At 69.4% G+C, this 11700-nt stretch carries 14 protein-coding genes; 13 read left to right on the top strand and 1 reads right to left on the bottom strand.

The window, feature by feature from the left end; all coding sequences use genetic code 11:
- Positions 1-162: 162 nt before the first annotated feature.
- The 13 genes from ADL05_RS23700 (at position 163) to ADL05_RS23650 (ending at position 10660) form a co-directional block, all read left to right on the top strand.
- Positions 163-705, top strand: coding sequence for an ATP-binding protein (locus ADL05_RS23700; protein ID WP_053619212.1), 543 nt, complete (start codon positions 163-165; stop codon positions 703-705).
- A 188-nt stretch (positions 706-893) separates the two neighbouring features.
- The gene (locus tag ADL05_RS31265; protein WP_053619211.1) at positions 894-1268 is read left to right on the top strand and encodes a hypothetical protein; all 375 of its coding nucleotides are present in this window, start codon (positions 894-896) and stop codon (positions 1266-1268) included.
- A 253-nt stretch (positions 1269-1521) separates the two neighbouring features.
- Positions 1522-1728 (top strand): hypothetical protein, encoded by a 207-nt coding sequence (locus ADL05_RS23690; protein WP_053619210.1) that lies wholly within the window; start codon positions 1522-1524, stop codon positions 1726-1728.
- Positions 1725-2279 (top strand): DUF6879 family protein, encoded by a 555-nt coding sequence (locus tag ADL05_RS23685; protein WP_053619209.1) that lies wholly within the window; start codon positions 1725-1727, stop codon positions 2277-2279. The genes ADL05_RS23690 and ADL05_RS23685 overlap by 4 nt, the downstream gene beginning before the upstream one ends.
- Positions 2280-3122, top strand: coding sequence for a helix-turn-helix transcriptional regulator (locus tag ADL05_RS23680; protein ID WP_053619208.1), 843 nt, complete (start codon positions 2280-2282; stop codon positions 3120-3122).
- Between the two features lie 174 nt (positions 3123-3296).
- The gene (locus tag ADL05_RS30755; RefSeq protein ID WP_231640885.1) at positions 3297-3428 is read left to right on the top strand and encodes an albusnodin family lasso peptide; all 132 of its coding nucleotides are present in this window, start codon (positions 3297-3299) and stop codon (positions 3426-3428) included.
- A 61-nt stretch (positions 3429-3489) separates the two neighbouring features.
- Positions 3490-5151 (top strand): albusnodin/ikarugamycin family macrolactam cyclase, encoded by a 1662-nt coding sequence (locus ADL05_RS23675; protein ID WP_053619207.1) that lies wholly within the window; start codon positions 3490-3492, stop codon positions 5149-5151.
- Positions 5148-5786: a lasso peptide biosynthesis B2 protein gene (locus ADL05_RS30000; RefSeq protein WP_082376815.1), complete on the top strand. Its 639-nt coding sequence runs from the start codon at positions 5148-5150 to the stop codon at positions 5784-5786. The genes ADL05_RS23675 and ADL05_RS30000 overlap by 4 nt, the downstream gene beginning before the upstream one ends.
- Complete coding sequence (locus tag ADL05_RS23670; RefSeq protein ID WP_053619206.1) at positions 5773-6360, top strand: GNAT family N-acetyltransferase; 588 nt, start codon at positions 5773-5775, stop codon at positions 6358-6360. The genes ADL05_RS30000 and ADL05_RS23670 overlap by 14 nt, the downstream gene beginning before the upstream one ends.
- A 113-nt stretch (positions 6361-6473) precedes the next feature.
- On the top strand, positions 6474-6713 hold the full coding sequence (locus ADL05_RS23665) for a helix-turn-helix domain-containing protein (RefSeq protein WP_053619205.1): 240 nt from the start codon (positions 6474-6476) through the stop codon (positions 6711-6713).
- Between the two features lie 337 nt (positions 6714-7050).
- Positions 7051-8166 (top strand): pyruvate dehydrogenase (acetyl-transferring) E1 component subunit alpha, encoded by a 1116-nt coding sequence (gene pdhA / locus ADL05_RS23660; RefSeq protein WP_053619204.1) that lies wholly within the window; start codon positions 7051-7053, stop codon positions 8164-8166.
- Positions 8167-8169: 3 nt separating this feature from the next.
- Entirely contained in the window at positions 8170-9150 is a 981-nt protein-coding gene (locus tag ADL05_RS23655) for an alpha-ketoacid dehydrogenase subunit beta (RefSeq protein ID WP_053619203.1), read from the top strand.
- A gap of 22 nt (positions 9151-9172) precedes the next feature.
- The gene (locus ADL05_RS23650) at positions 9173-10660 is read left to right on the top strand and encodes a dihydrolipoamide acetyltransferase family protein (protein WP_053619202.1); all 1488 of its coding nucleotides are present in this window, start codon (positions 9173-9175) and stop codon (positions 10658-10660) included.
- A 576-nt stretch (positions 10661-11236) separates the two neighbouring features.
- Here ADL05_RS23650 and ADL05_RS23645 read toward each other — a convergent pair.
- On the bottom strand, positions 11237-11671 hold the full coding sequence (locus ADL05_RS23645; protein ID WP_053619201.1) for a hypothetical protein: 435 nt from the start codon (positions 11669-11671) through the stop codon (positions 11237-11239).
- Positions 11672-11700: the final 29 nt, after the last annotated feature.

Genomic DNA, 11700 nt, shown 5'->3' with positions numbered 1-11700 from the left:
TTGCATATGTGTTGACGGTTATGCCATAAGTTTCTATCGTTGCGTACATCAGCAGTGGCGCTGAGCTTCAGTGTCACTCCGGTGGCATGAGAAACCCCGGCGGGTGTAGCACCACCCCCCGGGGCCAAGCCGACAACCATCCCTCGAACAGGAGTTGCCGACGTGTCCATTCTCCCTCAGATGCCCACGCCCGCCTATCCGGGACGGCGCTGGGAAGCGCGCCAGTACCCCGGAACGCCCTCCACCTGCCCCCGCTTCCGGGCGGAGCTGCGCTCTGACCTCGAATCCCTCGCCGGGGTTCCCCACCACCTCCGTGAGGACGTCGAGCTCTGCGCGAGCGAGGCGTTCGCCAATGCCGTGACCCATTCCCGATCCCAGCGCCACGGCGGCGCAGTGATCCGGATGCTCTCCACGCCGATCGTGATGGGTCGCGAGACCACTCTGCGGCTGTCCGTCATCGACGACGGCCCTCTGGACGCCCGTCCGATGTTCCCGTCCGCGCGGCGAACGGTGGAGAGCTGGGAACAGGCCGAGTCAGGACGCGGCCTCCGGCTCATCCACCAGCTCGCGGACGAGTGGGGCGTCCAGCGCTGGGCCGAACCGGACTCGATGAGCGTGCTGGGCACGGTGCTGTGGGCCGAGTTCACCTACCCCACCGCCACCGCCGTGTCCTCTGCCCCGTGTGTCTGCGGAGGCGCCCGATGAGCACCGAGACCATCCCCCTGGACCTGCGCCGAGTCCTGGACGCTCCCCGAGGCCGACGCTTCAGTCGCCCCGCGCTCCGTCCCGGAATCCGCCCGGAAGTGCATTCCTCAGGCGGTCGGGCACCCGAGCCGCTCCCGCCGCTGGTCTCCCTGGGGCGAACCCCGAGGGAACGTGAACTCCTCGCGCAGATGCCCGACACCCCCGGGCTGCGTCGCCGGTTCGCCCACGGGGACCTGCCCGAGTGGATGCGAAGGGCCGAGTCCTCCGAATCCTGCCGGCGTCAGGACGACGTCCCCGACCACACTCCCGAACCGAAACCCGCTTCCGCTCCGCAACCGGCACGCGAGCCCGCCGAGGACGCCGATCCCGAACGCCCAGTGTCGATCCCTCGCCCCCGCAGGGAGCACGCGCCGCCTCCGCCGCTCCCGCGTAGGTCGGACCGCCCCCGCCGCCCGGCCGGCCATCGCAAGCCCCGCCGCCGGATCGGCCTCCTCGTCACCGGCTACGCCCTGGCCGTCACGGCCGGAGCGGTGGGCCAGAACCTGGTCGCCCTCCTGGGCTGACCACTCCAACCGACCCGACAGAACCCACCCGAACGGCCGCACCGGCAGCGCGGGGCCCGGTGCGGCCGCAGAGCTCGGTGAGTGATCGGCAGTCCAGGGAGGGCACCGATGCCGAGGGAACTGTGCTCGGGATTCGAGTTGACGCAGTCATTTCTGGCCGACTTCGGACACCCTGAGCAGTTGTCACGATGCTTTCTGTCGTCGACCATGAATGTGCTGTGAATATCCGTGACTATCCGAGAGGCTTGATGCCATGCGCCTGGAGTTCCTGGGTACTGACAGCCGGGACGGCGACTGTCCGACCCTGTACCGGACCGACCGAGGCACCATCGTGGTGCAGGGGTACAAGGTCACCGATCCCGAAGCCCTCGCTGACCTGCGCGATCTCGCCGACGACGAGACCGTGGTGGAGATCCCTGAAAAGCTCCTGCGCTTCGCTCGTAAGGAGGGCTCCCCGTGAGCAAGCTCCTCAGCAGAGAGGAGTTCGCGCAGCAGTTCCTCGACTTCGAGCACACCACCTGGAAGCTGGAGACCCGGGACCGGTACAACGTCTCCGGTGAGCGCGAGGAGTTCGAGTACTGGCTGCGCACCGGCGACACCTCCCTCGAAGAGAAGCACGCCCGCACTTCTGCCTGGCACCGCAACGTCCGCGAGGCCCGCAAGGCAGGGAAGCTCTGGCAACGGGTCCGCGTGGTCAGCGAACCGCTGAGCGACTACATTCGCTGGGAGCACGCCGCAACCCGGTTCAACGAGGAGTCCGGGGAGGACATCCGCTGGCTCCCCCGCCACCACCCGGCGGTCGAACAGCTACCGCAGAGCGACTTCTGGCTCTTCGACAGCCGTTGGGTGTGCGTCCTGCACTTCGACGAGGACGACGCCCCCTACGAGTACGAGGTCATCGACGACCCGGCAACCGTCGCCCGACACTGCCAATGGCGTGACATCGCCTGGCACTACGCGATCCCCCACAGCGAATACGACCCCGCGTCCAGGAAGCGGTTTACTGCGTAGGTGTCCTACTCCCTCGAACGAGCCCGCCACGAGATCGGGCGGAGCCTCCGTGAGCTGCGAACCAGCGCCGGCCTGACCGGTTCGCAGCTCGCGGAGTCGGTGGGCTGGAGCCAGCCCAAGGTCTCCCGTTTGGAGACCGGCCGCCAGATCCCCACCAGCTCGGAGGTACGGGCATGGGCTGACGCATGCGGCCGGGAAAGGGCTGCCGAGGAGATCGTGGACCGGCTCCGCGTCCTGGAATCGATGTACGTCGAGTGGCGGCTCCAGGAGCGTTCGGGCATGCAGGGCCCACAGAACGAGGTCCTCGGCAGGGACTCCGAGACGCGGAACCGCAGGGTGTACGAGTGCACGGTCATCCCGGGAATCCTGCAAACGGAGCCCTACATCCGGGCGGTGCTCGACCGGTATGCGAGCTTTCGCGGGGTGTCCATCGGAGTGGACGAGGCGGTCCGTAAACGCCTCCAACGCCAGGAAATCCTGTACAGCAGGCGCAAGAGATTCCGCTTCCTCATCACCGAAGGCGTGCTCCACACCCGCTACACCGACCGTGACGCCATGGTGGAACAGCTCGACCGGCTCACCGCGGTTTCAGCGCTCTCCAATGTCTCCCTGGGCATCATCCCGTTCGACCAGCGCGTGGTCTTCGACCCGGGGCACGGCTTCTGGATTCACGACGACCGGCTCGTCACCGTCGAGACCCTGTCAGCGGAACTGCGCCTCACCCACTCCAGCGAGGTCGAGCAGTACACACGGGCCTTCGACCTGTGCGCGCAGGCGGCCAGGTACGGGCAGGAGGCCCGCGCCCTGATCCTGCGCGCCATCGACTCCCTCAGCGGAGAATAGGCCGCCGTATTCACGTCTATTCACCCCCGCCTGACGGTCTCCGGAACCTCTCGTATAGCTGTGTATTCCGCTTCTCATCGCTTCAGCCTCTCCCTAGCCTCAGAACCTGGAAGCACCAGTACGGAATCCGGCTGGTGCGGTCGAGAAGAACTCCATCCGAGCGAGGAGGACCGCGTGGTTCCCAGCGAAGAACACGCCCCGGTGACCCCTGAGCCCCAGACCGAGATCGACCTGGGCGATGTGGCCGAACTGACCGAAGGGATCGGCAAGTCCAGTTCCGAGGCCAAGCGCCAGCCCTACAACTGAAACCCTCCCGGGCGCCCACCGCAGTCGGTGGGCGCCCCTCTCACCAGATCGGGAGAGTTCTATGTGGTTCGGCGGCACGGCAAGCGCGTCCTGCCCATCCCTGCGCCCCAGCCAGGCTCGATTCCTCACCTCCGATTCCCCCACACTGTGGGCCAGTGACGACTGGCCGCCCCGAGAGCTGCGCACGGTCAGGCACCGCGAGCGCCGGATCTCGGTCTTCGGCCCCTGCGGCGCCACTGACGCACAGCTCGCGGAAATCGCCGCTGCCGGAGCCCCCGACGACGTCGCCCGACGCTGGTCGGGGAGCTACACGCTCGTCTGCCGGGAGCCGGAACGCACCATGGTGTGGACCGATCTCGGCTGGGCCTGGCCCATCTACGTCCACACCACGAAAACCGGCACTCTGTGGGCGTCAAGTTCCCTGCTGCTCGCTTCCCGGACCGGGTACGCCCCGGACCTGGAGCAACTGCGGGCAAGGCTCCACGGCCCCGCCGGCGCGGAGGCCGTGGTCGAGCGCTCCTACTTCGCCGACGTGGCCCGGATCCCGCCAGGGCACCGCCTCACCATCGACCGGAACGGATCGACGCGGATCGAGCGGATGTGGAAACCAGAGCTCCAGCACCGAAGCGACCTGCCTGCCGTACTCCGCGCCGAACTCGAATCGGCGGTCCACACACGTCTGTCCGGTGGGCTCCCGCTCAGCTGTGACCTCTCCGGAGGCTTCGACTCCACCGCGTTGGCGCTCATCGCCGGGGAGCGTCTGCACCGGTCCGGGCGTTCCATCCTCGGTGTGACCGTGCACCCCACCGGAATCACCCGCGGCGGAGACCTGGACTACGCACGCGAAGCCGGGCGCAGGCGGGGCATCCGCCACGAGTGGCTGCCCCTGAGTGAAGAGGACGCTCCGTACCAGCGGATGGACGCGCTGGCCGCGGCGGACGAGCCACCTCCCTCAGCCGTTTCTCACGCTTATCTGACGAAACAGCTCCGCTGGTCGTCCCGTGAACATGGCCGAACCGTGCATCTGACCGGGGACGGAGGGGACGGCCTGCTCCTCACCCGAACCGCACACCTGACCGATCTGGTCCGTAGCGGACAACCCTGGCGAGCCGTGAAGGAAACAGCCCTGTGGGCGCACACCCGGCGGACCTCGTGGTGGCGCGTGGCCAAGGAGGCCGTGGAACCGCCTCCAGGCGCTTTGCACGAGCTCTTTCCTCTCGCCACAGGTAACCAACGGGAGTTCGTGGACTCGGTCCTGGTGGCGGGGCGTACAGCCCGAGCCGACGGCCAACTCGCCAAGGTCTGCGGTGTCCACCTCCACAACCCGTACTTCGACTCCCGCCTGGTCGACCTGTGCCTGTCGATACCGCCCCACGACCTGCCCGGACCCGCCCGGTACAAGCCCTTCATGGCCGACGCGATGCACGACCTGTTCCCCTCCCGTCTTGCGAGACGCACGACCAAGGGGGACGCCTGCCCCGATCACTTCGGGGGCCTGCGCCGGGCCCTACCGGACCTCCGCCAACTCATGCGTGGACGCCTGGAGGACCTGGGGTTGATGGATCCCGAACGTTTCGACGGCGTCCTCGAAGAGACCGCCGCGGGCATCCGAGCCGACCTGTACCCGGTCGAAGCCGCGGTGTCCGCGGAGGCGTGGTTGCGCGCACTCACACGCCACCCGTCCACGAACTGGACTCCGGCTCCGGTAGGTGAACACGTATGAGCCGGCGCCGAGTCGAGCGTGCCCCCGCCATCGTCTGTGCCCTGGACACGGCCACCGTCACTGTGGACTATGCGAACGGCAGAACCAGCGCCGCTTTGAGCCGCGCACGACCACAGTCACCTGTCACCCCGGGCCCGCGGTGGCGTCCGAGCTGGGGAAGCCAGGAGCTCGACTACGGGTGGCATCCGTCTCCACGCCCGACCACTGCCCATCTGCTGCTCGCCGCCCCGGCACTGGCCCTCACGCTCCTGGTGCGCTGTTTCGGCCGGAAGAACCGCACCATGTCACGGGCGCTGTGGCTTCTGCGTCAGGCACTGCGCGTCCGTACGCAGGAAGCGACTCCGGCCGAGGCCGAGAGGGTCCACAGCGCGGTTCGGTGGATCGGGTTGTTTCTGCCCGTGCGCGTCGCATGCCTGGAAGAGTCGGTGGCCACGGTGCTCGCACTGGCCCTGATCGGACGACACGTCACCTGGTGTCACGGAGTCTGTGCCGACCCCATCGAGTTCCACGCCTGGATACGCACGAGCGACGGAAACCTGATCGCCGAACCCGCATCCACGCAGCGCTTCCAGACGCTCCTGACCGTTGCGCCACATCCACGAGAGCAAGAAGAGGACACGCATGAACGAACCTGAGCTCTGGCTGCACGGTGACCGGGCCGGTATCGGCCCGATCCGCTCCGACCTGATGGAGGACTACTGGCGGTGGGAGCAGCGCATTCCCACCATCGTCGGATACAACCGGCAGACTCCCCAGCAGATCGCGACCACCCGGGAGATCTACACCAGCGCCTACGAGTCCTCCCCCGACCGGCAGATCAAGTTCACCGTCTACGCCACGGACGGTCCCGAACCGCTTCCGGTGGGCACAGCCATGCTCCTGCTCGACCTGGGACTGGACGTCGCCGAGTACACCGTGGCCATCGGAGCCCCCGAAGCCCGAGGCAAGGGGGTCGGTACCGAGGCGACCCTTCTGGTGCTGGACTACGCCTTCCACGTCACCGGGTTGGAGTGCGTCTACCTGACCGTCCTGGAACCCAACGCCGGGGCGATCACCGCCTACGAGCGCGCGGGCTTCCGCCGTCAGGGAATGCGCCGCAACTCCAACAAGTGGCTGGGCCGTCGTGTCAACGAGATCCACATGGACGCCGTCCCTGCGGAGTTCCCCGGCCCGTCGCGGGTCAAGCAACAGTTCGGAGCCGACTCCTGATGATGCCGGCGGCACTGAACCCGTGTCGCCTCTCAGCGTGTTGTGCAACCTGTCCGGAAACCTCGGGGTACCTCGTACTGGCCGGTGAGCTCTCAGCCGGACATGCGGTTTGCGTGCTGGCCGCCGAGACCACGCTCTCCCCCGCGGAAGCCGCGGAGATGCTGGGCTTGTCCAGGCCCTTCGTCGTGCGCTTGCTGGATGAGGGAGCGATTCCGTCGGAGCGCCTGCCCGGCAGCCGCCGCCATCGGATGGTCCGGCTGGAAGACGTCCTGGAGTTTCAGGCCAAGCGGGAGCGGCGTAGGGAAGGCAGACGAAAGATCGTCGATGCAGTCGAGTCAGCCGACCTCCCGTAGGGCGGGGCGCTGGCTCGTGCGGGCTGGACCGGACGCATCCGTGGTTCCGAACAGGGCTCTATCCGCCTGTCGTGGACTCGTGGACTCGTGGCCGGAAAGTAGTCGGAAGTCCTTGTATCTGCTAGGAAGCCCTGGTAAACGGCCCGGTCGGACGTCGTGGATCATGGGCCCCACAAGTTAAAAGGTGACGCTGGGGGCTTGCGCTCCCCATAGTGAGGTCTGTCACGATGTGGTGAGGGCTGTCCGCCTCCACCCACCACCCCCGGGTGGGCGGACCGTGATCCGGCCGATCAGCGTTCACCAACGCGAATTCGGCCCCGAGTACCCGAGGAGCGACGTGTCGGATACCACCGCGCACGAGGAGCCGGAGCTCATCCAGCTCCTGACACCAGAAGGGGAACTGACGGGGCACCCCGACTACCCCCTTGACATCAGCGCGGAGGAGATCCGCGCGCTGTACCGGGACCTGGTCCTGGTACGCAGGGTCGACAGCGAGGCCGTCTCCCTGCAGCGCCAGGGCGAACTGGGACTGTGGGCGTCCCTGCTCGGCCAGGAGGCCGCCCAGATCGGCTCCGGCCGTGCGCTCGGCGAGCGCGACATGGCCTTCCCGTCCTACCGCGAGCACGGCGTCGCCTGGTGCCGCGGCATCGCTCCCAAGGAACTGCTCGGCATGTTCCGCGGCGTCACCAACGGAGGCTGGGACCCGCACGAGCACGGATTCCACCTCTACACCATCGTCATCGGCAGCCAGGCGCTGCACGCCACCGGCTACGCCATGGGCGTCCAGCGCGACGGCGCGGTCGGCGAGGACGGCACCGCCGTCATCTCCTACTTCGGCGACGGGGCCACCAGCCAGGGCGACACCAACGAGGCGTTCAACTTCGCCTCGGTCAACAACGCCCCCGTGGTCTTCTTCTGCCAGAACAACCAGTGGGCCATCTCCGAGTCGACCGAGCGCCAGTCCCGCGTGCCCATCTACAAGCGCGCCGCCGGCTTCGGCTTCCCGGGCGTGCGCGTGGACGGCAACGACGTCCTGGCCTGCCTGGCCGTCACCCGCGCCGCGCTGGACAACGCCCGCGAGGGCAACGGCCCCACGCTCGTGGAGGCGTTCACCTACCGGATGGGCGCCCACACCACCAACGACGACCCCAGCCGCTACCGCGCGTCGGCCGAGCTGGACGAGTGGAAGGCCAAGGACCCGATCCTGCGCGTGCGCCGGTACCTGGAGAACAACGGGCTGGCCGACGACGCGTTCTTCGCGTCCGTGGACACCGAGGCCGACGCCATCGGTGAGCAGGTGCGCAGCGAGTGCCGGGCACTGCCCGACCCCGAGCCGCTGGACATCTTCCACGAGGTCTACGCAGAGCCCAACGTCCAGATCGACCGGCAGCGGTCAGAGTTCGCCGAGTACCTCGCCTCGTTCGAGGGTGCCGGCGCCGAAGGGGGCCGTTAGGCCATGGGAACCAACCTCACGATCGGCAAGGCCATCAACGCCGGCCTGCGCGCCTCCATGGAGCACGACCCCAAGGTCCTGGTCATGGGCGAGGACGTCGGCAGGCTCGGCGGTGTCTTCCGGGTCACCGACGGCCTGCACAAGGACTTCGGCGCCGACCGCGTCATCGACACCCCGCTCGCCGAGTCGGGGATCGTCGGCACGGCGATCGGCATGGCCATGCGCGGCTACCGCCCGGTGGTCGAGATCCAGTTCGACGGCTTCTTCTTCCCGGCCGCCAACCAGACCTTCACCCAGCTGGCCAAGATGCGCCGCCGCTCGGCGGGTAAGCTCAGCATGCCCATCGTCATGCGCATCCCCTACGGCGGCGGCATCGGCGCGGTGGAGCACCACAGTGAGTCCCCGGAGGCGTACTTCACGCACACCGCGGGCCTGCGGGTGGTCACCGTCGCCAACCCCGAGGACGCCTACTGGATGATCCAGCAGGCCATCCGGTCCGACGACCCGGTCATCTTCCTGGAGCCCAAGCGGCGCTACTACGAGAAGGCCGAGGTCGACACCGCCGCCCCCATCGAGGAGGCGACCCCGATGGGCGCCGCCCGTGTGGCGCGCCCCGGCACGGACGCGACGCTCCTGGCGTACGGTCCGATGGTCAAGACCGCCCTCCAGGCGGCCGAGGCCGACACCGACCACTCCATCGAGGTGGTGGACCTGCGCTCGCTGTCGCCGGTCGACTACCCGACCATCGTGGAGTCGGTCAAGCGCACCGGTCGCCTGGTGATCGCGCACGAGGCGCCGCTCAGCGGCGGCCCCGGTGGTGAGATCGCCGCCCGCGTCACGGAGGAGTGCTTCTACCACCTGGAATCGCCGGTGATCCGTGTTGCCGCTTTCGACACGCCGTATCCGCAGTCTCGTCTGGAGGAGCACTACCTTCCGGACCTTGACCGCGTTCTGGACGGTGTGGACCGGGCGTTCGCGTACTAGGGGATCGGGGAAACCGAAGAACATGGGGATTCAGAAGAGCGCGCCGTCCACGGGCGGCGTGCGGGAGTTCAGACTGCCCGACGTCGGGGAGGGCCTGGTCGACGCCGAGCTGCTCACCTGGTTCGTGCGGCCGGGCGACGAGATCGTCGTCAACCAGAACATCTGCGAGATCGAGACGGCCAAGGCCGTGGTCGAACTGCCGAGCCCGTACGCGGGGACCGTCCGCGAACTGCTGGTCGAGGAGGGGCAGACGGTGGACGTCGGCACGGTGATCATCACCGTGGACGACGGCTCCGGCGGAGACGCCCCGGCCGGGAACGGCGGCGCGGCGTCCGGAGCGGCCCCGGCCGCCGAGGAGGAGACGGAGAAGCGGGAGAAGCCGCTGGTCGGCTACGGCGAGAAGGCGGCCTCCACGCAGCGCCGTGCCCGTCGTCGGCCGACGCCCTCGGGCCCGGCCTCACCGCCCGCGCCCTCGTCGGCGCCCACCGCGGCGCCCGCGCAGGCCGAGCGGCCCGCCCCGACGGAGGAGTCCGCCCGGCCGGTGCCCGCGGCCGAGCCCGGCACCCCGGGCGTGGTCGCCGCGCCCGCGGCCCCGGCTCCGGCGTCGGGCCGCCCGCTGGCCAAGCCGCCGGTGCGCAAGCTCGCCCGTGACCTGGGCGTGGACCTGGCGACGGTGACGCCCACCGGCGCCGGCGGGATCGTCACGCGCGAGGACGTCCGGGCCGCCGCCGACGCGGCACAGGCGCCCGAGGCGCCCGCCGAGGCCGCGCCGCAGGCCGCGCCCGCGGCGGCCACCGACCGGTCGGCCCGCGAGCGCCGCGTCCCCATCAAGGGCGTGCGCAAGCACACGGCCGCCGCGATGGTGGGCAGCGCGTTCACCGCGCCGCACGTGACCGAGTTCCTCCAGGTGGACGTCACGAAGACCATGGAGGCGGTCGCGCGGCTGCGCGCCCGTCCCGACTTCGCCGACGTCAAGGTGTCCCCGCTGCTGCTGGTGGCCAAGGCGCTGCTCATGGCCATCCGGCGCAACCCGGAGGTCAACGCCTCCTGGGACGAGGAGAACCAGGAGATCGTGGTCAAGGACTACGTGAACCTTGGGATCGCCGCCGCCACCGAGCGCGGTCTGGTGGTGCCCAACATCAAGGACGCCGACGCCCAGACCCTGCCCGAGCTGGCGGCGAGCCTCAAGGAGCTCACGGACACCGCCCGGGCGGGCAAGACCAGTCCGGCGGACATGTCGCAGGGGACCATCACCATCACCAACGTCGGTGTCTTCGGCGTGGACGCGGGCACCCCGATCATCAACCCGGGCGAGGCCGCGATCCTCGCCTTCGGGCAGATCCGGGACATGCCGTGGGTGCACGAGGGCGAGCTGGCGGTCCGGAAGGTGACCACGCTGTCGCTGTCCTTCGACCACCGCCTGGTCGACGGGGAACTGGGCTCCAAGGTGCTGCGCGACATCGGCACGGCGCTGGAGGACCCGGAGCTGACCGCCCTGGCCTGGGGCTGACGGTTCTGGCCGGGGGCCGGGCGCCCTGGGCCGGGGATCATGGTCGGGCCGGGGCGAGCGCTCCGCCCCTGGGCTGAACACTCGGGCCGTGGCCGAACACCGTGGCCTGGGCTTCACGGCTCGGCCTGGCGCCGACCGATCTGAGCCGGAGCCGATGTCTCGGGCCGGGGGTGAGCGCTCTGGCTCGGGGTGATGACCCGGGTGTGAAGAGAACGGAAGGCCGGGTGCTCCGACGGGGCGCCCTGCTCCGGGGGCCGGTGCCCGTCGCGTGAACGCGGCGGCCACCGGCCCCCTTCGCGTGCCCGGGAAGAACCGTTCGGGCGGACCCGTCACCGGGCCCCGGGCGTTGGCGCCGGTCGGCCACCGTGCGTCTGGGGGAGGACCCGCCCCGCAAGGGGGAGGGGGCGAGTCCCTGTGGGTCAGTGTTCCCTGTGCGACCTTGACCGACACATGACCCGGATACCTCGCGCGCGAGGGGTTCGCTCGGCGCTGGCCGGGACACGGCTGCGTCTCCGATCCGGGTACGGGGTGCCGGGTGCCGGAACGAGTGCGGGGGCGCTCGTCCCCGGCCGGACCTCAGACCTCCGACTCGGAGAGGCCGTCGATGACGTCGTCCAGGACGAGCGTCCGGTGCACTGAGGGCATGAGCCGCAGTGCCCGCAGCGCCGGGCGGGTGTCGACGTCCCTGCCGCGCTTGTCGACCGTGCACACGCGCAGGCAGTCCTGGGTCGGGGAGTGCCAGAAGTCGCGCTCGTCCACCGGGGCGAGGCCGTGGGCGGTCGCCGGATAGGTCTGCGGATGCCCGGGCGTGGACCACTGCGGGACGCGGGCGAGGATGAAACCGGTCAGCAGGGAGTCGAACACACCGCCCTCGGCCAGGTCGGCCAGTGCGTCGCGGTCACCCTCCGCCCTGCACTCCTCGCAACCGGCCAGTTCGGCCCGCAGCAGCCATCGGGCACGGGCATGGGCGATGTCAGGGTTCTTCAGCTGGCTCGGGTGACGGTGTCCCATACGGGGAGGGTACGCGGGTGCGGCCGTTC

Origin of the sequence: Nocardiopsis sp. NRRL B-16309, from assembly GCF_001279585.1 — a bacterium.
Taxonomy (GTDB): Bacteria; Actinomycetota; Actinomycetes; order Streptosporangiales; family Streptosporangiaceae; genus Nocardiopsis.
Note: the sequence above shows the minus strand (reverse complement) of the source record. Positions and strands in the feature narration are given on the sequence as shown.